This window comes from Marinobacter pelagius, from assembly GCF_900114925.1.
GTDB lineage: Bacteria > Pseudomonadota > Gammaproteobacteria > Pseudomonadales > Oleiphilaceae > Marinobacter > Marinobacter pelagius.
In genome coordinates, this window is the sequence record NZ_FOUR01000003.1 from 486,298 (window position 1) to 508,037 (window position 21,740).

24 protein-coding genes are annotated in these 21,740 nt (G+C 61.3%); 19 read left to right on the top strand and 5 right to left on the bottom strand.

Annotated elements, in window-relative coordinates; translation table 11 throughout:
- Positions 1-164 precede the first annotated feature (164 nt).
- The 5 genes from BM254_RS09315 (at position 165) to BM254_RS09335 (ending at position 4,311) form a co-directional block, all read left to right on the top strand.
- Positions 165-830 carry a response regulator gene (locus BM254_RS09315; RefSeq protein WP_092002090.1) on the top strand — a complete coding sequence of 222 codons (666 nt, stop codon included), beginning with the start codon at positions 165-167 and terminating at the stop codon, positions 828-830.
- Positions 817-2,154, top strand: coding sequence for an ATP-binding protein (locus BM254_RS09320; RefSeq protein ID WP_092002093.1), 1,338 nt, complete (start codon positions 817-819; stop codon positions 2,152-2,154). Before BM254_RS09315 ends, BM254_RS09320 begins: the two co-directional genes overlap by 14 nt.
- Positions 2,155-2,185: 31 nt before the next feature.
- Complete coding sequence (locus tag BM254_RS09325) at positions 2,186-3,079, top strand: cation efflux transmembrane domain-containing protein (RefSeq protein WP_092002096.1); 894 nt, start codon at positions 2,186-2,188, stop codon at positions 3,077-3,079.
- Between the two features lie 12 nt (positions 3,080-3,091).
- Positions 3,092-3,550, top strand: a complete 459-nt coding sequence (locus BM254_RS09330) for a Cd(II)/Pb(II)-responsive transcriptional regulator (protein WP_092002099.1) — start codon at positions 3,092-3,094, stop codon at positions 3,548-3,550.
- Between the two features lie 86 nt (positions 3,551-3,636).
- A complete protein-coding gene (locus BM254_RS09335; RefSeq protein ID WP_092002102.1) occupies positions 3,637-4,311 on the top strand; it encodes a cation diffusion facilitator family transporter in 675 nt (224 codons plus the stop codon).
- Here the strand turns inward: BM254_RS09335 and BM254_RS09340 are convergent.
- The gene (locus BM254_RS09340) at positions 4,280-5,197 is read right to left on the bottom strand and encodes an AEC family transporter (RefSeq protein ID WP_092002106.1); all 918 of its coding nucleotides are present in this window, start codon (positions 5,195-5,197) and stop codon (positions 4,280-4,282) included. The two genes, BM254_RS09335 and BM254_RS09340, sit on opposite strands and share 32 nt — an antisense overlap.
- Before the next feature lie 187 nt (positions 5,198-5,384).
- Between BM254_RS09340 and BM254_RS09345 the strand changes: the two genes are divergently transcribed.
- From BM254_RS09345 to BM254_RS09370, 6 genes are all read left to right on the top strand, one after another.
- A complete protein-coding gene (locus BM254_RS09345; protein WP_092002109.1) occupies positions 5,385-5,834 on the top strand; it encodes a c-type cytochrome in 450 nt (149 codons plus the stop codon).
- A gap of 15 nt (positions 5,835-5,849) precedes the next feature.
- Positions 5,850-7,265: a cbb3-type cytochrome c oxidase subunit I gene (locus tag BM254_RS09350; protein ID WP_092002112.1), complete on the top strand. Its 1,416-nt coding sequence runs from the start codon at positions 5,850-5,852 to the stop codon at positions 7,263-7,265.
- Between the two features lie 61 nt (positions 7,266-7,326).
- Positions 7,327-8,277 (top strand): 4Fe-4S binding protein, encoded by a 951-nt coding sequence (locus tag BM254_RS09355; protein ID WP_092002116.1) that lies wholly within the window; start codon positions 7,327-7,329, stop codon positions 8,275-8,277.
- A gap of 13 nt (positions 8,278-8,290) precedes the next feature.
- Positions 8,291-10,114, top strand: coding sequence for a nitric oxide reductase activation protein NorD (locus tag BM254_RS09360; RefSeq protein ID WP_092002118.1), 1,824 nt, complete (start codon positions 8,291-8,293; stop codon positions 10,112-10,114).
- A gap of 2 nt (positions 10,115-10,116) precedes the next feature.
- The gene (locus tag BM254_RS09365) at positions 10,117-10,692 is read left to right on the top strand and encodes a cytochrome c oxidase subunit 3 (RefSeq protein ID WP_092002121.1); all 576 of its coding nucleotides are present in this window, start codon (positions 10,117-10,119) and stop codon (positions 10,690-10,692) included.
- Between the two features lie 12 nt (positions 10,693-10,704).
- Positions 10,705-10,944 carry a cytochrome C oxidase subunit IV family protein gene (locus BM254_RS09370; protein WP_092002124.1) on the top strand — a complete coding sequence of 80 codons (240 nt, stop codon included), beginning with the start codon at positions 10,705-10,707 and terminating at the stop codon, positions 10,942-10,944.
- A 157-nt stretch (positions 10,945-11,101) separates the two neighbouring features.
- On the opposite strand, the gene BM254_RS09375 is transcribed toward BM254_RS09370, so the two are convergent.
- The 4 genes from BM254_RS09375 to BM254_RS09390 are packed head-to-tail and all read right to left on the bottom strand — an operon-like array spanning position 11,102 to position 13,853.
- The gene (locus tag BM254_RS09375) at positions 11,102-11,485 is read right to left on the bottom strand and encodes a hypothetical protein (protein ID WP_092002129.1); all 384 of its coding nucleotides are present in this window, start codon (positions 11,483-11,485) and stop codon (positions 11,102-11,104) included.
- Positions 11,451-12,239, bottom strand: coding sequence for a CbbQ/NirQ/NorQ/GpvN family protein (locus BM254_RS09380; RefSeq protein ID WP_092002134.1), 789 nt, complete (start codon positions 12,237-12,239; stop codon positions 11,451-11,453). Before BM254_RS09380 ends, BM254_RS09375 begins: the two co-directional genes overlap by 35 nt.
- A 30-nt stretch (positions 12,240-12,269) precedes the next feature.
- Entirely contained in the window at positions 12,270-13,487 is a 1,218-nt protein-coding gene (locus tag BM254_RS09385) for a cytochrome D1 domain-containing protein (protein WP_175497234.1), read from the bottom strand.
- A 24-nt stretch (positions 13,488-13,511) separates the two neighbouring features.
- The gene (locus BM254_RS09390) at positions 13,512-13,853 is read right to left on the bottom strand and encodes a c-type cytochrome (protein WP_092002138.1); all 342 of its coding nucleotides are present in this window, start codon (positions 13,851-13,853) and stop codon (positions 13,512-13,514) included.
- Positions 13,854-14,072: 219 nt separating this feature from the next.
- On the opposite strand from BM254_RS09390, the gene BM254_RS09395 reads away from it, so the two are divergent.
- From BM254_RS09395 to BM254_RS09430, 8 genes are read left to right on the top strand one after another with little or no spacing between them, the layout of a single operon-like run.
- Positions 14,073-15,800, top strand: a complete 1,728-nt coding sequence (locus BM254_RS09395; RefSeq protein WP_092002141.1) for a nitrite reductase — start codon at positions 14,073-14,075, stop codon at positions 15,798-15,800.
- Positions 15,801-15,827: 27 nt separating this feature from the next.
- Entirely contained in the window at positions 15,828-16,292 is a 465-nt protein-coding gene (locus BM254_RS09400) for an AsnC family transcriptional regulator (protein ID WP_092002144.1), read from the top strand.
- 53 nt (positions 16,293-16,345) lie between these two features.
- Entirely contained in the window at positions 16,346-16,828 is a 483-nt protein-coding gene (gene ahbB / locus BM254_RS09405) for a siroheme decarboxylase subunit beta (RefSeq protein WP_245777417.1), read from the top strand.
- Positions 16,812-17,303 (top strand): Lrp/AsnC family transcriptional regulator, encoded by a 492-nt coding sequence (locus BM254_RS09410; RefSeq protein WP_092002147.1) that lies wholly within the window; start codon positions 16,812-16,814, stop codon positions 17,301-17,303. Before ahbB (BM254_RS09405) ends, BM254_RS09410 begins: the two co-directional genes overlap by 17 nt.
- The gene (ahbB, locus tag BM254_RS09415; protein WP_092002151.1) at positions 17,278-17,826 is read left to right on the top strand and encodes a siroheme decarboxylase subunit beta; all 549 of its coding nucleotides are present in this window, start codon (positions 17,278-17,280) and stop codon (positions 17,824-17,826) included. Before BM254_RS09410 ends, ahbB (BM254_RS09415) begins: the two co-directional genes overlap by 26 nt.
- A complete protein-coding gene (gene nirJ / locus BM254_RS09420; RefSeq protein ID WP_092002155.1) occupies positions 17,814-19,010 on the top strand; it encodes a heme d1 biosynthesis radical SAM protein NirJ in 1,197 nt (398 codons plus the stop codon). Before ahbB (BM254_RS09415) ends, nirJ begins: the two co-directional genes overlap by 13 nt.
- Positions 19,011-19,021: 11 nt before the next feature.
- The gene (gene cobA / locus BM254_RS09425; protein ID WP_092002157.1) at positions 19,022-19,858 is read left to right on the top strand and encodes a uroporphyrinogen-III C-methyltransferase; all 837 of its coding nucleotides are present in this window, start codon (positions 19,022-19,024) and stop codon (positions 19,856-19,858) included.
- A gap of 58 nt (positions 19,859-19,916) precedes the next feature.
- Positions 19,917-21,413, top strand: a complete 1,497-nt coding sequence (locus tag BM254_RS09430) for a cytochrome D1 domain-containing protein (protein ID WP_425434488.1) — start codon at positions 19,917-19,919, stop codon at positions 21,411-21,413.
- Positions 21,414-21,740: the final 327 nt, after the last annotated feature.

The window sequence follows — 21,740 nt, forward strand, 5'->3', positions numbered from 1 at the left end:
GGTCGGCTCACTCTGAAACTTGAGCAATGCCAAGAAACGATTGATACCATCTCGCACAAACCTGAATCCTTTCTGAAAATGACCAACAATTTAGAGTTCAGGCTGAATTCAGGTAAGTCAGTGACACTGACGCGGCCGACAAGACGCCGATAAGGAACAGAACCATGCGCCTACTGCTTGTTGAAGATGACCGCTTGCTGGCCGATGGCCTGGCCCGCCAGCTTGAAAAAGCGGGCTTCAGTGTGGATACCACCGCCATGGCCCGGGAGGCTGTCGTGCTGGGAGAGCAGGAGGATTACCGGGCGGTGGTTCTGGATCTTGGGTTGCCCGACGGCAGCGGTCTGGATGTTTTGAGACAATGGCGGGCGAACCAGATCAACCTACCGGTCCTGATTCTGACCGCCAGGGGAGGCTGGCAGGACAGGGTAAATGGTCTGAAGGCCGGCGCGGACGATTACCTGGCCAAACCCTTCCAGACCGAAGAGCTGATCGCCCGCCTCAACGCCATTGTCCGCCGCAGTGAAGGCAGGGTTCACTCGGTGGTGAAAGCGGGCCGGTTCGAGCTGGATGAGAATCGCCAGAGCCTGAAACTGGCCGATGGCACCGAGCATACCCTGACCGGCACCGAGTTCCGCCTGCTCCGCTGCCTGATGAGCCGCCCCCGGCATGTGTTTTCCAAGGAACAGTTGATGGAGCAGCTTTACAACCTCAACGACAGCCCCAGCGAGAATGTGATCGAGGCTTACATCCGGCGCCTGAGGAAACTGGTGGGCCCGGACACCATCGCAACGCGACGGGGCCAGGGTTACCTGTTCAATGACACTGTTTAAGAAACCGGTGTCCGTGAAGGGCACCCTGCTCGTCCTGCTGTTACCGGCCGGCATCGGCCTGATGGCTCTGGCCTGGCTGGTACACGGGCTATTACTGGACCGGATGGCAAGGGAATTCGTTGAAAGCCGACTGAAGGACGAGGTCGCGTTCCTTGAACACCAGATCCGGGAATCCGGCGGTCGCATCGACACGCTCCAGACCGGCGACTATTTCCAGGAAGTCTTTCACCATTCCTTTGCCATCCAGTCCCCCGACCGAACCCTCATTTCCCCGGAATCCTGGACGCCTCTGCTGATGCCCCTGCTCGAGTCCGGGCCGGACGGTGCCACTCAGGTCGATAGCAGAGGGAGTGGCGACAGCCCCTCCAGCATCCTGGCCTACAGGGAGTCGTTCCAGGTTGGCGACACACCCATTGTGGTGATTGTCTCCGAAGATCTGGGCGCCCTGAAACGGAGCCAGGCCGAGCTGCATGCGTGGACCGCCATCGTCTCAATTCTTCTGATCGTGCTGCTCGTTGCGGTGATCTGGCTGGGCATCACCCTGTCCATGCGGCCCGTAGTGACCCTCAAGGCTGCCCTGAAGAGGCTTCAGGATGGCGAAATCTCCCGTATTGCCGTTCAGGCCCCGGAGGAGTTCCAGCCCCTGGTGCAACAGCTCAACCAATTGCTCGATTCCCTCGACCAGCGACTGGAACGCTCCCGGGACGCGCTGGCGAACCTGTCGCACAGCGTCAAAACCCCCATCGCGGCAACCCGGCAGATACTGGAGGATACCAGCCGCCCGCTGGACGCCCCCATCAGACACGAAATGGCAACCAGACTCGGGGATATCGACAAACAGCTTGAAGCGGAAATGCGCCGGAGCCGGTTTGCCGGCCCTCAGGCGGGGAAAAGCGCCTACCCGGTCAAGCAGGCACGGGATCTTCTCTGGATGCTGGGCAGGCTCTATCCGGAAAAATCCTTCGAATTGTCTTCCGAGTTGATGGAGGAACGGCGTTGGCCGCTGGAGGAACACGATCTGAACGAAGTGCTCGGCAATCTGCTGGATAATGCCGGCAAGTGGTCGGAGAAGACCGTCGAGCTTTCATTACTGGAGGAAGACGGCCGAATGATAATGCGGGTCGAGGACGACGGCCCCGGCGTTCACTCCGAATCCCTGTCTTCTCTCGGTGGCCGCGGGCTTCGGCTGGATGAACAGACTCCCGGCCACGGCCTTGGCCTGGCCATCGTCAGGGAAATCACCGAACGTTACGGTGGTACACTTACCTTTGACACAGGGGCTCGGGGCGGTCTTCGCGCCCTGGTCGATATTCCCTGGACGTAAACTCGGAAAAGCGCATGGAACAATTCTGTTTATGAATGAAGCCAGAACAGGTGAATGCGGTTGTAAGTCAGTCGATCCCGGAAGCCAAACACCGGTGGCGCCCCAATCGTCGGGCGAATGGGTCAGCCTGTACCGTATTCCAAAAATGGACTGCCCGTCAGAAGAGCGGATGATTCGCATGGCGCTGGACGGCTGTGCGCAGATAGGTGGCCTGACATTCGATCTGGAAAACCGCCAACTCCGGGTGCTTCACTACGGCGAAGCCCAACCTGTGACCGACAGGCTGCTGCCCCTGGGACTGGGGGCAACCCTGCAGGAAACACGCGCGGCGGATCCGGAGGCCATCGAAGCTGCCACAGCAGCGGCGACTCGTGCCGGCGAAGAATCCGGCACCCTGAAGATCCTGCTCGCCATCAACGCAGTGATGTTCGTGCTGGAACTTGCAACCGGCGTGGTCGCCCAGTCCACCGCCCTGATTGCCGATTCCCTCGATATGTTCGCCGATGCGGCCGTATATGGCCTGTCACTGTATGCCGTTGCACATAGCATCCGGATGCAGGTGCGCGCGGCCCATGTTGCCGGCGTTCTGCAATTGATCCTGGCCCTCGGGGTACTGCTGGAAGTGGGCCGGCGATTCCTGCTGGGCAGCGAGCCGGAATCGGCGCTGATGATGGTGATGGCTCTGATTGCCCTGGTGGCCAACAGCACCTGTCTGATCCTGATCTCCCGGCACCGGCATGGTGGCGCCCACATGAAAGCCAGCTGGATATTCTCCGCCAACGACGTGGTCATCAATCTCGGGGTCATCGTTGCCGGCGCCCTGGTGGCCTGGACCGGTTCCAACTATCCCGACCTCGTGGTCGGCACCATTGTGGGCCTGATCGTGTTGAACGGAGCGCGGCGCATTCTGGCGCTCAAATCCTGAAGGAGGGAAGCCTTGAGAATCGGAGCCATTGCCAAACAGGCGGGCATTCCCGTCGAGACCATCCGGTACTACGAAAAAATCGGCCTTCTGCCCGAACCGGTCCGTGACGCCAGCGGCTATCGCAGCTACCGCCAGGCTCACCTGGACCGGCTGCTGTTCATCAAACGCTGTCGCAACCTCGATATGGCCCAGGATGAAATACGGGAGCTGATCCGTCTGGCGGAAAACCCAGATGCCGACTGCAGTGGTGTAGATGCTCTGCTTGCCCGCCACCTGGATCATGTGCGTGACCGTTTGAGGGAGTTGGCGAGCCTGGAGCAGACCCTGGAAAAGTTGCAGGCCGCCTGCAGTGACGGGGGCACGGTGAGCGAGTGCGGCATACTCGGAGGGCTGACCTCCGAACTGGACAAACTGGACATGGCCAGTGACCACAACCATGTACCGGGCACCCACGGCCAGGGCCACAGCTGACGATTCTGAGGCCCTCGCCTTCGGGAGTTGACCCTGTAGCAGCTACAGGCTTTTTACTATAGGCAACTGAAGAACAGGAGGACACCATGGCCTGCAGTTGCTCGGCTCCCGAACCAAAATCCCCCGCCCCCGGGTTCCGCAAGGCGCTCTGGATCGCCCTGTGGGTGAATCTCGCCATGTTCCTGGTGGAGGGTATTGCCAGTATCCAGTCCGGCTCGGTCTCATTGATGGCCGATGCCATCGACTTCTTTGGCGACAGTGCCAACTACATCCTTTCCCTGAGTGTTCTGTCCATGGGCATGCTCTGGCGTGGTCGGGCCGCCATGGTTAAAGGCTTGACCATGGCCACCTTCGGCCTTGTGGTCTGGGCGCGGGCCATCTGGGTGGCCCAGAGCGGAATCACGCCGGAACCGCTGACCATGGGCGCCGTGGGTCTGCTGGCGCTGGCGGCTAATGTCAGTGTCGCCGTCATGCTGTTCCGCTTCCGGGAGGGCGACTCGGACATGCGCTCGGTGTGGCTGTGCAGCCGCAACGACGCCATCAGCAATATCGCGGTCATGGGCGCCGCCCTGGGCGTCTTCGGCACCGGCACCGCCTGGCCGGACCTGGTCGTAGCAGCCATCATGGGCAGCCTCGCCGTCACTGCCGGCATCAGCGTGGTTCGCCATGCCCGCAAGGACATCGCCGAGGCCCGGCCCTGCGCGGTGGAACCCGCCACCAACAGCTCGTCTAGAACGCCAGGGAAATCATCACCGGGATGAACGCCAGGGCGAACAGGGTGGTCAGCAGCACCGTGCCCGCCGCCTGCCTTGGCGCCGTATCCAGCAGGGTCGCAATGACCACGGTGTTGGCGGCGATCGGTGTGATGGAGATCAGGAACATAGCCTGGTGCACGGCAGTATCGTAGATGCCCAGGACGTTGGCATCCAGCCACCAGAACAGGATGGCCACCAGCGGCCAGACCACGAACTTGCCGAAGAAGGCCAGACCGGTGAAGCGGATATTGCCTGCCAGCCCCCGGAACGAGGTGATGCTCATGCCGATGATCATCATCCCCAGGATGCTGTAGGCGCCCCGCAGGTTGTCGAACAGCGGCACGAAAATGTCCGGGATCCGGTAGCCGGACAGGTTGAGCGCCACCGCCGCCAGAAAGGCATAGATGGAAGGCAGCTTCACCACTCGCCAGAGCGCATCTTTCAGTTCATACCGGCCCCTGGCCGCCAGGTAGAACCCCACCGAGTTCTCGAACAGGGTCGTACCCAGCATGCACACGATGTAAAGGCCCAAACCCTCCTCGCCGAACAGCAGCAAAGCCACCGGAATCCCGAAATAACCGGTATTTCCGGAACCCACACACAAGGGAATGATGCTGGCGCTGCCATCGGTAATCAGCCTGCGTGCCAGTTTCAGCTGCACAAGCCCCAGCACCGAGCAGATGCTGAAGGTCAGGAACGGCAGTAACACCACCTCCGGTGACAACGGCGCCGCCATTACCCCGGAGAACACCACCGACGGCGTGACGATGTAAAGCATGATCCCGGCGATATGTTTACCACTGGCTTCCAGGTAGCGACCGGCAATCCAGCCAAGGGCAACCGTCACATACAAAGGGATCAGCTTCAGGAATAACGCCAGCGCAGCGGCCATTGAGGTCTCCGGACAACAGATTTCAGGTTCAGCGCGCGAAGTCTATCACCTACCCCTCCAGAGGTAACTCCCCGGCGCAATAGTGTGAAATTCAGTAATGCTTGACAATCATCAACAGCATTTGAAATACATCTTTATATCCTAGTGGTGTAGTCAGGTATTCCACAACGACCAAGGAGAGAGACCGATGGCCGAGCGCTTTACCAAAAGCATGGCCAGGAACATCTACCTGGGAGGCAGTGCCTTCTTCGTATTGCTGTTCCTGGCCCTGACTTTTGACACTCAATCACGGGCCATGCCCGAACGGGATAACCGGGACCAGCTTACCGAGCAGGTAGTCCGGGGCAAACATGTCTGGGAAAACAACAACTGTGTTGGCTGTCATTCCCTGATGGGCGAAGGCGCCTACTTTGCACCGGAGCTGGCCAACGTGTTCGACCGCCGGGGCGCCAGTGACTCCGAGGTCTTCAAGGCCTACATGAAGGGCTGGATGAATGCCATGCCTACCAACGTGCCGGGCCGCCGGCAGATGCCGCAGTTCAATCTGACCGACCAGGAAATCGAGGATCTGGCGGCGTTCCTGGAGTGGACGTCCAAGATCGACGATAACGGCTGGCCACCCAACATTGAAGGCTGAGGGAGCAGAAACGACATGAAATACGAATCCCAACGGGTCGCCATGCCCTACTTCATCTTTGCCCTGATCCTGTTCGCCGGCCAGATCGTGTTTGGCCTGGTGCTGGGTCTGCAGTACGTGGTGGGAGACTTCCTGTTCCCGGAAATCCCCTTCAACGTTGCGCGGATGGTGCACACCAACCTGCTGATTGTCTGGCTGCTGTTCGGCTTCATGGGCGCCACCTACTATCTGGTGCCGGAAGAGGCCCAGACGGAACTGTACAGCCCGTTGCTGGCCTGGATCCTGTTCTGGGTGTTTGCAGCTGCCGGCACTCTGACCATCCTCGGTTATCTGTTCGTGGACTATGCCACCCTGGCGGATGTCACCATGAACAAGCTGCTGCCCACCATGGGCCGTGAGTTCCTGGAACAGCCCACCATCACCAAGATAGGAATAGCGCTCGTGGTGGTCGGATTCCTGTTCAATATCATGATGACCGCCCTGAAAGGCCGGAAAACTGTGGTCAACATCGTACTGATCACCGGCCTGGTCGGCCTGGCCGTGCTCTGGCTGTTCTCCTTCTACAACCCCGGCAACCTGACCCTGGATAAATACTTCTGGTGGTTCGTGGTGCACCTGTGGGTGGAAGGCGTCTGGGAACTGATCATGGGTGCCATCCTGGCCTATGTACTGATCAAGATCACCGGCGTGGACCGGGAAGTGATCGAGAAGTGGCTGTACGTGATCATCGCCATGGCCCTGATCACCGGCATCATCGGTACCGGTCACCACTTCTTCTGGATTGGCCCGCCCGAGTACTGGCTGTGGCTGGGTTCGGTGTTCTCCGCCCTGGAGCCGCTGCCGTTCTTCATGATGGTGCTGTTCGCCTTCAACATGATCAACCGCCGCCGGCGCAATCACCCCAACAAGGCCGCCATGCTCTGGGCCATGGGTACTGCTGTGATGGCCTTCCTGGGCGCGGGCGTCTGGGGCTTCCTGCACACTCTGGCCCCGGTGAACTACTACACCCACGGCAGCCAGATCACCGCCGCCCATGGTCACATGGCGTTCTATGGTGCCTACGTGATGATCGTGCTGACCATCATTTCCTACGCCATGCCGATCATGCGCGGGCGCCCCTACGGCAACAGCAATACCGCCCAGATACTGGAGATGTGGGGCTTCTGGCTGATGACCATTTCCATGGTGTTCATCACCCTGTTCCTGACCGGCGCCGGCATCCTGCAGATCTGGCTGCAGCGGATTCCGGAAAGCGGCGAGGCACTGTCGTTCATGGCCACCCAGGACAACATCGCATTGTTCTACTGGATGCGCTTCGTGGCCGGCTGCTTCTTCCTGGGCGGGCTGATCGTGTACTTCGGCAGCTTCTTCATCAAGGGACAGGCATCCCCGGCCGAAGAAGTCCGTGGCCCTGCCACCGAAGACGCATAAACCCACCCCTGAGCGGGGTTGCCGGCCGCCCGACAGCCCCGCCAAACCCCGGATACCGACCGTGCAAGCACAAGCCGTCAATCCCAAAGACACACTGCAGAGGAACCGGCTCATTACCCGGGCCAGTTTCTTTGCACTGTTTCTGCTTGCGCCGGTCCTCAACCTGTTCCGTTACGACCTGACCGAAACCCACTTTATCCTGTTCGGGTTTCCGCTTTCCTTTAACCTGAACCTGGACTGGGTCGCCCGGAGCGCACCGGCGGATGTGGCCGGGCAGATCCTGTTCTGGTTCATTCTTCCCATCCTCGTACTGGTACCTCTGGTACTCTGGATTGCGTGGAAATGGGGACGCATCTACTGCGGCTGGCTGTGCCCGCACTTTTCCGTGGTGGAAACGGTCAACCACCTGATGACCCGGATCACCGGCCGCCCCACCCTGTGGGAGGCGCTGAAGAAAGGCCGCCGGGGCAAAGTCATCCACTGGGCTGGACTGACCCTGGTGTGCGGACTGATCGGGTTCTCCTGGGCACTGGCAATGCTCTCGTATTTGCTGCCGCCGATTCCTCTGTACACCGATCTCGTGACCGGCAATCTGGCGTTCTACCCCTCGGTCTTCCTGGCCGTGGCCAGTACCGTTTTCACCCTGGACTTCCTGTTTGCCCGGCATCTGTTCTGCAAGTACGGCTGCGCCTTCGGCGTGGTGCAGAGCATCGCCTGGATGACCAATGGCCGGGGCCGAATGGTGACCTTCGATACCGCCCGCGCCGCCGCCTGCCGGGACTGCACCAAGGCCTGCGACGAAGCCTGTCCTATGCGGCTGCCCACCCGCAGCCACAAGCGCGCCAAGTTCACCTGTACTCAGTGCCTGCAATGCGTGAGCGCCTGCCGGGAGGTTCAGAAAGACAATCCCGAGGGCAGCCTGCTGCACTGGGAGCCGGGCGAGCCCAACCGCCAGACCGTGCTGATCCCGGTGCACCAGCTGGACAACGAACCAGCCGGGCGTCGGGGCTGACAAGGAGCAAGCAATGGAAGAATGGGTTGGCTACAAATGGCATGAATACATCACCCGCCAGGCGCTGGGCGAGTTTCCCGAACATGCCGTCCACCTGAAAGACGAAGCCCGCAACCTGGGCATCCTGTTCCGGGCTCTGGGCGGTGATCCGGCATTAAGCCTGGTAACGGCCGAACCCCGGCATTTCCGGTTGCGCCGGCGATTCCTGCACAAGCTCGCCGGCACCCATCGCAAGTTCGAACTAGCCTGGCGTGATGACCAGAACCTGCGACTGCCCGAGCGCGTGGCCCTGTTTCCGTCAGCAAGCCTGAACCGGGACCTGTACCTCTGGCTGGCAGCGCTGGCCGCCTCGCCGGAACCGGAGGCAAGCGACTGGCTCACCGGCAACCAGGCCATGGTCCAGGACGTTCTGGCACGTTGGCCGGGGTTGGAGCGCATCTATCAGCGTCTGGTCAGCCACTCGCTGCAGTGGCGCCCGCACCCGGATGACCTGCCGCCGGTCGAGGCCGCCAGGGAAGACGCCATTCGCCAGGCCCTGATCCATCCCGGCAGTGTTACCCGGATTCCGGGTGCCGGCACCGACCCCTGGCCGGTCATTCTGTGGCTCTACCCTTCATTGAATCAGCGCCCTGCCAACGGCCAGGTCATTGGTGACGACAATACCCAATCCAGCCCCGGCGGGCTGTCGAAGAAACGCAAGCGCCGGCAGGCCGAACGGGTTGAAGGCTTCGACCGGGACCAGGGCCTGATGATCTTCCGGCTGGAGAGCCTGTTCTCCTGGACCGAGTTCATTCCGGTCGACCGGGCCGGTGACGACACCGAAGAGGAAGACGCCGAGGCCGTGGCCGACGACATGGACATGATCTCCGTGTCCAACGACCGGCGCGAGACCTCTTCCTCCATCAAGTTCGACCTGGACCTGCCCTCGGAAGAAAATGACGACCTGCGCCTTGGCCCAGGCATTCACCTGCCGGAGTGGGACTGGCGCAGCCAGAGCTACCGGGAGAAATTCTGCTGCCTGCAGCCGATGCTGGCGCGGGATGCGCAGCCTGCAGATCTGCCCGAACCGCTGAGACGTCCCGCGAAACGCCTGCAGAGACAATTCAGCGCCCTGAAACCGCTGAAACAGTGGCAGAAGCGCCAAGTGGAGGGCGAGGAACTGGATCTGGATGCCTGCCTGGAGCGGGAGGTCCAGAACCGCCAGCGCCAGGGCGCCATCGACCAGAAGCTGTTCGTTCGCTGCCAGCAAAGCCAGCGGGACCTGGCCTGCCTGGTGCTGGCGGACGTGTCCCTGTCCACCGAAACCTACATCAACAACCACCAGCGCGTGATCGACGTGGCCCGGGACGGCCTGCAACTGCTCAGTGAGGCCCTGCAGGCCAGCCGCGACCCGTTCGCCCTGTTCGCTTTCTCCTCCCGTCGCCGGGACCATGTACGTTTCCATCACATCAAGGGTTTCGACGAGGCCTATACCGGCACTATCCGCGGCCGCATCCAGGCCCTGGAGCCGGGCTACTACACCCGCATGGGGGCCGCCATCCGCCAGGCCACCCGTATGCTCCAGGCCCGTCACGAACACCAGAAGATCCTGCTGCTGCTCACCGATGGCAAGCCCAACGACCTGGATCTGTACGAAGGCCGCTACGGCGTGGAAGACACCCGCATGGCGGTGCAGGAAGCCCACAAGGCCGGCCTGACCCCGTTCTGCGTCACCATCGACGACGAGGCCAGCGAATACCTGCCCTATGTGTTCGGCAGCAACCATTACGTGGTGATCCGGGACCCGGCCCAGCTGCCCCTGCAACTACCCAAACTCTATCTCAACCTGACCCGATGACTATGAACGAGCTGCCTGCAACCAGGGCCAGACACCTGCCCGGCGATATTGCCGTCTGGATGTTCATCTTTGCCGAACTGGCGGTGTTCGGCATCCTGTTCATCGGCTTCACCGTGGCCCGCAGCCTCGATCCGGCCACCTTCCATGCCGGCCGGGAGGTTCTGCACCCGTGGATCGGTCTGCTCAACACCGTGGCACTGATCACCGGCAGCTATCTGGTGGCCACCGCGGTACACCGGCTCCGTCTTGGGGAACCGGGTACGCGGCTGCGACTCTGGCTGGCGATCGCAGTATCCACCGTCTATACCATCGGCAAACTCTGGGAATACGCCGACCTGTATGGCCAGGGCTATAACCTCGGCACCGACACCTTCTTCATGTTCTATTTCTTCCTGACCTTCTTCCATTTCATGCACGTGGTGCTGGGGCAGATCATCCTGGTCGTCCTGGCAGTGAAAGTTGGCAATGGCGATTACGACGGTTCCGACATGAACGGGATGGAGTCCGGTGCTTCTTACTGGCACATGGTGGACCTGGTATGGCTGGTGCTTTTTCCGATGGTTTATGTACTGGCGTGAGGAGAAACTGACATGCTGACAATCTACCTGACGTTGATGATCTGTACTGCGCTGCCGGTCATCGCCCTGCAAACGGGTCTGGGGCCCGAGTTCCTGGCCTGGCTGGTGTTTGCCCTGATTGTCGTAAAGGCGATGTTGCTGGTGGACCACTTCATGGAAATGCGGAAAGCTCCACGAGGCTGGCGCCTCGCCGCCCAGGCCTGGGCGCCGGTGGTGGTGGCGGTGATCGCCGGGTTCCATGCGGCGAGCTAGGGGTGGGATTTTCCGTGAACATGGGGTCAGATGAAAGTTTTCATCAGACCCCGGAGCTGAGGGGCCGACGTGAAGATGGGGTCAGATGAAGGCTTTCATCAGACCCCGGAGCTGGGCTGAACATGGGGTCAGAAGAACGCTTTCTTCTGACCCCGTCTTAGCGGGCCTGCAGCCATCTCTCCGGAAACAGCGGCTTCTTGTCAGCCATCGCCTGAGCCAGCGCCAAAATCCCCCACAACACAAACCCCGTGTGCAGCACGATGGCCCACACCAGGGCAAAGGTCCAGAAGTGCCCGGTATTGCCCAGGGTCAGCCAGGCCACGCCCACGCCGGAGCTGATCAGCACTGCCCCGACCACCGACATGACCAGCGCCGCCCGGGTATGGGCCCGACGCAGGGCATGGTCACCCTGGCCGTGAAGATACAGCCAAACCAATCCGGCAAACCCGATTACCGGAATCGCCAGCAGATTCAGCAAATACCAGATAACGGGAACAACCGCCCCGCTAGCGACTTTCTCCCGGCCGCCCGAATACCGCATACACCACCTCCATGAGTGCTGCCACCGTGGCTTCATCGTCCGACAACGGTTCTATCATGCCGGCCCGCACTGCATCCAATGGCGGCAATCCCGCCTTGATCATCATCGCCGTGTGAATCAGCAGGCGCGTCGACGCCGCCTCTTCCAGATCGTGGTCCTTCAGGTTCCTCAGCGCCGATGCCAGGCTCACCAGCTGCCTCGCCAGATCCCGGTCGCAGCCGGCCTCCTCGGCCACGATGGTCTGCTCCGCTGCCTCCGAGGGATAGTCGAACCGCAGCGACACGAAGCGCTGCCGGGTGCTGGGCTTCATGCCTTTGAGCAGGCTCTGGTATCCCGGGTTATAGGACACCACCAACATGAATCCGGGCGCCGCCTGCAGTACTTCGCCGGTTCGTTCGATGGGCAGCTCCCGGCGATCGTCCGCCAGCGGGTGGAGTACCACCGTGGTGTCCTTGCGGGCTTCCACCACCTCGTCCAGGTAGCAGATGCCTCCTTCACGTACCGCCCGGGTGAGCGGGCCATCCTGCCAGTAGGTGCCATCGGGGCCGATCAGATGCCGGCCCACCAGGTCCGCCGCTGTCAGGTCGTCGTGACAGGCCACCGTGTACACCGGCCGATCCAGCTGTTCCGCCATGTAGCGGACAAAGCGGGTCTTGCCGCAGCCGGTGGGGCCCTTGATCAGCACAGGCAGGCCATTGTCGGCCGCGGCCTGGAAAAGTTCGATCTCATTGCCAACCGGTTGGTAGAACGTCATTACAGATACCTTCTTCAGAATATGGTGGGTTCAAAGCCCGAGAGCATGAGCCCGGGTGGTAAAGAAGATGCCACTGGGCTTCTCCGCATCGAGCGTCGCCACCGGCTCCAGGGTCCGGGTGCTGTACACCGTCACCCGGTTGCTGTCCCGGGCAGACACCCACACCTCTTCGCCCCGGGGCGTGAACTCCATGTGCAGTACCGCCTCGCCGGGTTCCAGGGTCCGGATGATCTTCCGGCTCTGGCTGTCGATCACCTGGACAACGTCATTCTTCGGGTGGGCAAAACTGACCCAGATCTGCCGGTTGTCGGGGCTGGCCATCACGAACACCGGCTGTCCCTGCACCGGAATCCGGTCCACCAGTGACCAGTCATCCATCTTCGCCGCCAGCACCTGGTGGCGCCCGACCGCCGGGAAAAACGCCCGGCCATCGGCGATGGCCCAGCCTTCCAGGTGGGGCATCTTGTACACCGGCAGTTTCTGTTCGCCCTTGCCATAATCCGGCAGGATCTCGGTTACCCCCTGCTCCGGATTCCACAGATCCAGCATGGACAAGCCGTCTTCGCCGAAGAGACCGGCGATATAGTGGCGGCCATCCGGGGTAATCAGTGCATCGTAGGGGGCATCACCGGCGTCGAACCTGCGAACCGCGGGCTCGGGAGCGGACATATCGAGGGTCCAGATTTCGCCTGCATCAAACAGGCTGAACACAAACCGGTTGCCCGGGGCATCCACCAGCCCGACGGTCTTGGACTGCACTGTCTTGCCCTCGGCGCCGGTGTAGGTGGCCGGAATATCCATCACCAGTTCCAGAGTCTCGCTGTCAAAGACCTTTACGCCACCCGGTTCGTAATTGGACACCGCCACGAACCGGCCATCCTGGGAAATAGCGCCACCAATGCTGTTGCCGGACTGGATCACGCGGTCGGCGACTGTGCGGGTCAACAGATCCACCTTGGTCAGCCCGCCATCGCGACCAAACACATAGCCGTAGCGGCCGTCCCGGGAGTACACCACCGAAGCGTGGGAGAGATCCCCGAGCCCTTCAACCCGTCCGAGTACGTTATGGCCAGAGGTGTTGATCACCAGTACCGAACCGGTGGCACGCTCGATGATCAGGCCGAGATCGCCAGTGCCCATCAGCTCCTGCGAAGGTGAGGCCGGAGTGAACACCTGGCAGCCGGCGAGCCCCACCATCAGGAGGGCGATCAGTAACAGGCGTTGGAAAATGTGTCCGGGACGATCCATTGCTTGGCGAACCTCCAAGTGGGGTCATTGGGGTGAAACCAGGGCGCCGGCCTTAAGTTGCCGGCTGATCCAGTCAATTTCTTCAGGAGCCAGCAAAGGCTTCCAGGGCGGCATGGCGGTGTCCGGAACACCCTCCCGGATGATGGCTGCAATGGCTTCTGCCGGAAGCTGTTCCAGATTATCCGGCCGCAGAGGTGGTCCAAGTCCACCCTTGAGCGTCATGCCATGGCAGGATCCGCAATCCTGCACCACCAAGCTGGCCAGTTCCGCCGGAGTGCGGGGTTCCGCGCCGGTGACCGGCGTCAGCAGCAATGAACAAACCGCAAAAACACTCAGTTTCCGCTTCCAGCCTCCAGGCCAGCCCATCGCTCCGCTCCCGTTTTCAGATTTGCAGGATCATGGTCGCAACGCCCTATTGTTTCATCCTTGATATTGGTTAAAAGAGATTGTTATTGCCAGTGATCATTGGAAATACCCACTGAGGGGTATCAAAGCTATAAATCATATACTTCTGATATTGATCAATGTTCATGAGACCGAAGAGGCGAAACCTAAAGGGACTCTTTAATCCAAGGAGAGAACCTGATGAGAGTATCGCGCATAACTTTCCAACCCCTGGCTCTGGCGTTGGCCGTCGCGTCGTTCGGCGCACTGGCTGCCACCGATGCCACGAAACATCCCGATGACCCAGCATCCACAGCCTATGAAGGCACGCCCAGCACCGTAGAGCCAGGTTCGGCCAAGATAGTCCGCTCCCCCGGAGCTCCGAACCTGACCGATGCCGAGTTCGAGAAAGCCAAGGAAATCTATTTCCAGCGCTGCGCCGGGTGTCACGGCGTTCTCCGCAAGGGCGCCACTGGCAAGCCGCTGACCCCGGACATCACCCAGGAACGGGGCATTGACTACCTCAAGGCCTTCATCAGCTACGGTTCCCCGGCGGGCATGCCCAACTGGCTGACCTCGGGCGACCTGACCGAAGACGAAGTGGAACTGATGGCCAAGTACGTCATGCACGAGCCTCCGCAGCCGCCGGAGTACAGCCTGGAAGACATGAAGGCTACCTGGGAAGTGGTGGTCCCGCCCGAGGATCGGCCCACCAAACAGATGAACAACCTGAACCTGAAAAACCTGTTCAGTGTGACCCTGCGGGATGCCGGCCAGATTGCCCTGATCGATGGCGATACTCATGAGATCACCCACATCATCAATACCGGCTATGCCGTCCACATCTCCCGGATGTCCGCCTCCGGCCGCTACCTGTTCGTGATCGGCCGGGACGCGCTGGTAAACATGGTGGACCTGTGGATGGAAGAACCGGATACGGTCGCCAAGATCAAGGTCGGCATGGAAGCGCGTTCGGTCGAAACGTCCAAGTACAAGGGCTATGAGGACCAGTTCGCCATTGCCGGCACTTACTGGCCACCCCAGTTCGTGATCATGGACGGCGAGACCCTGGAGCCGAAGAAAATCGTCGGTACCCGGGGCATGACTGTGGGCACCCAGGAATACCACCCTGAGCCCCGGGTTGCCGCCATCGTTGCCTCCCACGAGCACCCCGAGTTCATCGTCAACGTCAAGGAAACCGGCAAGATCATGCTGGTGAACTATGAAGACCTGGACAATATGAACATCACTACCATCGACGCCGCCCGGTTCCTGCACGACGGTGGCTGGGACAGCAGCATGCGGTACTTCATGACCGCCGCCAACCAGTCCGACAAGATTGCGGTGGTGGATTCCCGGGACCGTAACCTCGCGGCACTGGTGGACGTGGGCAAGATCCCCCATCCAGGCCGGGGCGCCAACTTCGAAGACCCCGAGCATGGTCCGGTGTGGGCCACCAGCCATCTGGGCGACCCGACCATCCAACTGATCGGCACCGACCCCGAGGGCCATCCCGATAAAGCCTGGAAAGTCGTGCGCAGCCTGAACGGTCAGGGCGGTGGCTCACTGTTCATCAAGACCCATCCGAAGTCCGACAACCTCTATGTGGACACAGCCCTGAACCCGGCCGAGCCGGTGAGCCAGAGCGTGGCCGTGTTCGACATCAACAACCTGGAGGCCGGTTATGACGTGCTGCCGATTGCCGAATGGGCCGATGTCGGGGAAGGACCCAAGCGGGTCGTTCAACCGGAGTACAACGTCGCCGGTGACGAAGTCTGGTTCTCGGTGTGGAACACCCAGGACCTGACCTCTGCCCTGGTGGTTGTCGATGACAAGACACGCGAGCTGAAGAAGGTGATCAAGGACGAACGGCTGGTGACCCCCACCGGCAAGTTCAACGTCTACAACACCCAGCACGACGTGTACTGACCCGTTTCCGGCCCGGAGGACAGACCAATGAGACTGGATAGCACTGACAAGCAACTGATCAACCTGTATCAGCGGGATCTCCCGGTGTGTGAACGCCCCTACCTGGAGATGTCCCGACAACTGGGCATCTCCGAGGGCGAGGTGATCGACCGCCTGCAGGCCCTCCAGTCCGATCAGGTCGTCAGCCGGGTCGGACCGGTATTCGAACACCGGCGGGCAGGCGCCAGCCTGCTTGCCGCGGTGGCCGCGCCGGAAGAACAGATGGACCTGGTGGCTGCCCGTATCAATCGTGCGCCGGGGGTCAACCACAACTACGCCCGGGAACACACCTACAACCTCTGGTTTGTCATGACCGCACCGGACGAAGACACCCTGGATGAGCGGCTCGACGAACTGGAACACCAGCTGCGCCTGCCCATGCTGCGCTTGCCCATGGTCGAGGGTTACCACATCGATCTGGGCTTCGACATCGATTGGGAGGCGTTGCCGTGAACACCTCCATTGATTACCTGGCGGTGGTACCGGAAGTGGCCAGCCAGGGCCCCATCAGCGCCTGGGGCCTGCTGCGGCTCCGACAGCAACTGGAGAGAGGCTTGCCCCTGACCGCTCGCCCCTGGCAGACCCTCGCCGAGCAGACCGGCCTGACCGAACAGGAAGTCATGACCGCCGTGGACCAGTGGCAGGCCCAGGGCCTGATCAAACGGCTCGGCCTGGTGGTGAAACACCGCACCCTCGGCTACACCGCCAACGCCATGGTGGTCTGGAACGTGCCGGACCGCTGGGTCACATCCGTTGGTGAGTCTGTTGCCGGAGCACCCTTCGTAACCCTGTGCTATCAACGCCCTCGTCGCCTGCCGGACTGGCCCTACAACCTGTTCTGCATGATTCATGGCGTCGATCGCAACCGGGTGTTGTCCCAGATCGACCATCTCATCGCCGACAAACACCTTCAGGACTTTCCCCACTCGGTGCTGTTCAGCACCAAAGCCTACCGCCAACGGGGAGGCCGTTATGTCAGCCACGATTGAGCGCCCGCGCCGGGAGGCCCGGCTCCCGGAGTTCACCGATCTGGAGAAAGCGGTGATCAACCGGCTCCAGCACGGTCTGCCCCTGGTTGCCAATCCTTACCTGGCGGTGGCCGAAGAGCTCGCAATCAGCGAGCAGGCTCTGCTCGACACCCTTGAAAAACTGCTCGACGAGCGTGTCTTTACCCGTTTCGGCCCGATGTTCAATGCCGGTGAAATGGGTGGCGGCCTGACGCTCGCGGCGATGCGCATTGCCGAGGAGGACTTCGACCGGGTCGCCAGTCAGGTCAACGCCTTTGACGAAGTGGCTCATAACTATCGCCGGGAACATGAACTGAACATGTGGTTCGTTCTGGCGACCGAGACCGGGGAAGGCATCGACGGGGTGATCGAACAGATCGAGGCGCGCACCGGCTACCCGGTCTACAACATGCCCAAGGAGGAGGAGTTCCATGTCCGTCTCCACTTTCCCGTCTGAGCATAGCGCCGACACCCATTACCAGCTCTGCGCCACCGACCGGCAACTGATCCTGGCCACCCAGGCGGGGCTGCCGTTGACCGCCGATCCCTGGGCCACCCTGGGCGAGCAACTGGGCATCCCGGCGGAGGAAGTCCTGGCCCGGTTCCAGCACATGCAGGATGCCGGCGTGTTACGGCGGGTGGCCGCAGTGCCCGATCACTACAAACTTGGCTACCGCTTCAACGGCATGACCGTGTGGGACATCCGTGACGAAGCCGTCCCGGAAATGGGTCAGCGCGTCGGCGAACTGCCCTTTGTCAGCCACTGCTACCGCCGCCCCAGGCACCAGCCCTGGTGGACCTACAACCTGTTTGCCATGGTCCACGGCACCAGCCGGCAGGAAGTGGAAGACAAGGCAGGACAGATCCGAGACCTGCTGGGAGAAGCCTGTTCCAGCCACACCATCCTGTACAGCTCGGCGATTCTCAAGAAAACCGGCTTACGACTGAAAAAGCAGGGAGATGCCCCATGTTCCGAATGACCCGCTACATCAAGAGCCTGATGGAGCCGACCCCGGTGCGTCCGGTTCCGAAGCCCTCTGGCCCGGTGGTGATCTGGAACCTGATCCGCCGCTGTAATCTCACATGCAAACACTGCTATTCGATCTCGGCGGACATCGACTTCAAGGGCGAGCTGAGCACCGAGGAAGTCTACGCCACCATGGACGATCTCAAGGCCTTCGGCGTGCCGGTACTGATCCTCTCCGGCGGGGAACCGCTGATGCGCCCGGACATCTTCGAGATCTCCCACCGGGCCAAGACCATGGGTTTCTATGTGGGCCTGTCCACCAATGGGACCCTGATCACCGAAGACAATATCGGCAAAATTGCCGAGGTGGGCTACGACTACGTCGGCATCAGCATCGATGGCCTGGAGCAGACCCACGACGCCTTCCGCCAGAAGAAAGGCGCCTTCCGGGAATCCATGCACGCCGTTGCCCAGTGCAAACAGGCAGGCATCAAGGTGGGTCTACGCTTTACCCTGACTCAGGACAACTACCCGGAACTGCCGGCCATGCTCGACATGCTGGACGAGCACCACATCGACAAGTTCTACCTGTCGCACCTGAATTACTCCGGCCGGGGCGGTCGTAACCGCAAACGCGATGCCTGGTACGACATGACGCGGGACGCCATGACCCTGCTGTTCAATCACTGCCACGACGAGCTGAAGCGCGGCATCGAGCGGGAATACGTCACCGGCAACAACGACGCGGACGGCCCCTTCCTGATCGAGTGGGCCAAAGAGCATTACCCGGACCAGGTACCGGCCCTGGAGCAGCGCCTGACCAACTGGGGCGGCAATTCCTCCGGCGTCAATATTTCCAATATCGACAACCTTGGTGTCGTGCACCCGGATACGTTCTGGTGGGATTACAACCTCGGCAATGTCCGGCAGACCCCGTTCTCGACAATCTGGTCCGAAGCCCGGGATCCCCTGATGCAGGGTTTCCGCCAGCACCCGAGACCGGTCAAGGGCCGCTGCGCCGGGTGCAAATACCTGGGCATCTGCAACGGCAACACCCGGGTGCGGGCCTACAACATTTCCAGGGACTTCTGGGAAGAGGATCCCGGCTGTTACCTGACCAACGAGGAAATCGGTGTGGTGGATGCGCCCAGACGTGTGGCCGCCCCGGTGACAGAAATTCCGGTACACAATCTGTGAGGAGTGGCGCCATGACCCCCAATCCAAGGAAGAAATGCCTGGTGGAATTCCAGCTCGCGGAGCAGCCGCTGCGCCCCGGTGAAGTCGCCATTGTCGGCGCCGGCCCCGGCGATCCCGGACTGCTGACACTGCGGGCCCTGATGCTCATCCAGCAGGCGGACGCCATTGTCTATGACCGTCTGGTGTCACCCCAGATCATGGAATTCGTCAATCCCGGTGCCGAACGAATCCACGTGGGCAAGGCCAGCGGCTGCCATTACGTGCCCCAGGAGGAGACCAACGAACTGCTGGTCAAACTGGCCACCCGGAAACGCAGAGTGGTCAGGCTCAAGGGCGGCGACCCGTACATCTTCGGCCGTGGCGGCGAAGAGGCGGAGGTGCTGGTGGATAACGACATCGATTTCCTGGTTGTACCCGGCATCACCTCCGCTGCCGGCTGTGCCTCCTACTGTGGAATCCCTCTCACCCACCGGGACTATGCCCAGAGCGTGACGTTCGTTACCGGCCACCGCAAAGCCGACCATTCCCTGGAACTGAACTGGGCCGTACTCGCAGCTCCGGGCCAGACCCGCGTGTTCTACATGGGCCTGCACAACGCCCCGACCATTGTCCGGGAACTCACGGCCCACGGTCTTGCGGCCGACTGCCCGGTAGCCCTGGTGGAGCGGGGAACAACGCCCCTGCAGCACATGACGGTGACCACCCTTGCGGACCTGGAAGACACCATCCGAAGAGAAGACTTCCAGCCACCGACGCTGATCATCGTCGGTGAGGTGGTCAAACTGGCCGACAAACTGGCCCGGCCGGCCCAGGCAGGCTGGGACAGCGCCCTGACCCGCCCGGCCTGAACGACACCCGACAACCCGGACCATGGAGCCATCCCCGGTGACGCAACACAGACTACCGATCAGCCAGACCCTGAAATCCGCCCTGCTGCTGGGTGCCAGCCTGCTTGCGGCCCCGGCCCTGCAGGCAGATACCGGCACGCAGACCGAAGCCCTTTACCAGCAACACTGCGCCAGCTGCCACGGAACCGACCGGCTGGGCGGGATGGGCCCGGCCCTGTTACCGGAAAACCTCTCACGCCTGCGCCAGACCGAGGCCGAGAAGGCCATCCTCGACGGCCGCCCAGCCACCCAGATGCCTGCCTTTGGCGATACCCTGAGCCAGGAATCGGTCGCCGCATTGGCCAACTTTATCTACCAGCCTCCGGAAGTCACGCCGGTCTGGGGCGAACAGGAAATCCTCAACAGCCACCTGTTACCTCACCCGAAAGGCAGCCTGCCCAATGAGCCGGTGTTCGAAGCGGACATGATGAACCTGTTCCTGGTGGTGGAAATCGGCGATCACCACGTCACCCTGCTTGATGGTGACACCATGGAACCAATCCACCGCTTTGAAAGTCGCTACGCCCTACATGGCGGCCCGAAATACAGCCCGGATGGCCGTTACGTCTACTTTGGCTCCCGGGACGGCTGGATCACCAAGTACGATCTGTACAACCTGAAAGTGGTGGCGGAAGTCCGCGCCGGCATCAACATGCGCAACATCGCTGTCTCCGCCGATGGCAACTACGTGATGGCCGCCAACTACCTGCCCCACACCCTGGTGCTGTTCGACGCCACCAACCTGGGACTCATGGATGTCATCCCGGTGGAAAATGGCACCGGCGACAGCTCAAGGGTCAGCGCCGTCTACGCTGCCCCTCCCCGGGGCAGCTTCATCGCCGCGCTCAAGGACATTCCAGAAGCCTGGGAAATCAGCGTGACCGACGCCAAGGCCAACGTCCGCCGGATGCAGACCGACACCTGGCTGGACGATTTCTTCTTTGATCCGGGCTACGACCACCTGATCGGTGCCGCCCGCGACGGCAAGCATGGCCATGTCATCAACCTGGACACCGGCAACACCGTTGCCAACCTGCCATTACCGGGCATGCCGCACCTGGGTTCCGGTATTACCTGGGAATACCGGGGCAAGCGGGTCATGGCTACGCCCCACTTCCGCACCGGTGCGGTGTCCGTTATCGACATGGACAACTGGGAAGTGATCAAGACCCTGGAAACCGAGGGCCCAGGCTTCTTCATGCGCAGCCATGAAAACTCCCCATACGCCTGGGTGGATGTGTTCTTCGGCCCCAACAAGGACAAGGTCCACATCATCGACAAACAGAGCCTGGAAATCGTCAAAACCCTGCAGCCGGCCCCGGGCAAGGTCGCGGCTCACGTGGAATTCGACCGCCACGGCGAAAAGCTGCTACTGAGCGTCTGGGACAAGGACGGCGCCGTCATCGTCTACGATGCCGACACCCTGGAGGAGGAGAAGCGCATTCCGATGAACAAGCCTTCCGGCAAGTACAACGTCTGGAACAAGATCAACTACGAAGAAGGGACCAGTCACTGAGGGTCCGCAGGAATGAAAATGGGGTCACCCATTAGCCAGCCGTAGTCAACAGGCAATGCCAATCCACCACAACCGCCGGTTGTGGTGGCTCCTCCCTTCCAATACGCACCCGTTGTTCTCAGTGGTGGTTGCGGACTGATCCGCACCAGACACCCATCAGGATCAAGACCGCTGGTCGCGAACAGCGAGGCGGCCCCTGGCCGAAGCCCCAGAAAACCGTCGGTGCCTGATCGTGTCCAAGTGGATACAGATGTCGTGGTTTGCCAACGTGTGGCACCAGTCTCTTGATGGTTCACGACCAGGGCGCATCAGTGCACCTTTGGTGCT

Excerpts from the sequence above, each read along its gene's own strand:
- BM254_RS09315 (WP_092002090.1), top strand. The coding sequence starts at position 165 with ATGCGCCTACTGCTTGTTGAAGATGACCGCTTGCTGGCCGATGGCCTG.
- BM254_RS09320 (WP_092002093.1), top strand. The coding sequence starts at position 817 with ATGACACTGTTTAAGAAACCGGTGTCCGTGAAGGGCACCCTGCTCGTC.
- BM254_RS09325 (WP_092002096.1), top strand. The coding sequence starts at position 2,186 with ATGAATGAAGCCAGAACAGGTGAATGCGGTTGTAAGTCAGTCGATCCC.
- BM254_RS09335 (WP_092002102.1), top strand. The coding sequence starts at position 3,637 with ATGGCCTGCAGTTGCTCGGCTCCCGAACCAAAATCCCCCGCCCCCGGG.
- BM254_RS09340 (WP_092002106.1), bottom strand. The coding sequence starts at position 5,197 with ATGGCCGCTGCGCTGGCGTTATTCCTGAAGCTGATCCCTTTGTATGTG.
- BM254_RS09345 (WP_092002109.1), top strand. The coding sequence starts at position 5,385 with ATGGCCGAGCGCTTTACCAAAAGCATGGCCAGGAACATCTACCTGGGA.
- BM254_RS09350 (WP_092002112.1), top strand. The coding sequence starts at position 5,850 with ATGAAATACGAATCCCAACGGGTCGCCATGCCCTACTTCATCTTTGCC.
- BM254_RS09360 (WP_092002118.1), top strand. The coding sequence starts at position 8,291 with ATGGAAGAATGGGTTGGCTACAAATGGCATGAATACATCACCCGCCAG.
- BM254_RS09365 (WP_092002121.1), top strand. The coding sequence starts at position 10,117 with ATGAACGAGCTGCCTGCAACCAGGGCCAGACACCTGCCCGGCGATATT.
- BM254_RS09370 (WP_092002124.1), top strand. The coding sequence starts at position 10,705 with ATGCTGACAATCTACCTGACGTTGATGATCTGTACTGCGCTGCCGGTC.
- BM254_RS09375 (WP_092002129.1), bottom strand. The coding sequence starts at position 11,485 with ATGCGGTATTCGGGCGGCCGGGAGAAAGTCGCTAGCGGGGCGGTTGTT.
- BM254_RS09380 (WP_092002134.1), bottom strand. The coding sequence starts at position 12,239 with ATGACGTTCTACCAACCGGTTGGCAATGAGATCGAACTTTTCCAGGCC.
- BM254_RS09385 (WP_175497234.1), bottom strand. The coding sequence starts at position 13,487 with ATGGATCGTCCCGGACACATTTTCCAACGCCTGTTACTGATCGCCCTC.
- BM254_RS09390 (WP_092002138.1), bottom strand. The coding sequence starts at position 13,853 with ATGGGCTGGCCTGGAGGCTGGAAGCGGAAACTGAGTGTTTTTGCGGTT.
- BM254_RS09395 (WP_092002141.1), top strand. The coding sequence starts at position 14,073 with ATGAGAGTATCGCGCATAACTTTCCAACCCCTGGCTCTGGCGTTGGCC.
- BM254_RS09400 (WP_092002144.1), top strand. The coding sequence starts at position 15,828 with ATGAGACTGGATAGCACTGACAAGCAACTGATCAACCTGTATCAGCGG.
- BM254_RS09410 (WP_092002147.1), top strand. The coding sequence starts at position 16,812 with ATGTCAGCCACGATTGAGCGCCCGCGCCGGGAGGCCCGGCTCCCGGAG.
- ahbB (WP_092002151.1), top strand. The coding sequence starts at position 17,278 with ATGTCCGTCTCCACTTTCCCGTCTGAGCATAGCGCCGACACCCATTAC.
- nirJ (WP_092002155.1), top strand. The coding sequence starts at position 17,814 with ATGTTCCGAATGACCCGCTACATCAAGAGCCTGATGGAGCCGACCCCG.
- cobA (WP_092002157.1), top strand. The coding sequence starts at position 19,022 with ATGACCCCCAATCCAAGGAAGAAATGCCTGGTGGAATTCCAGCTCGCG.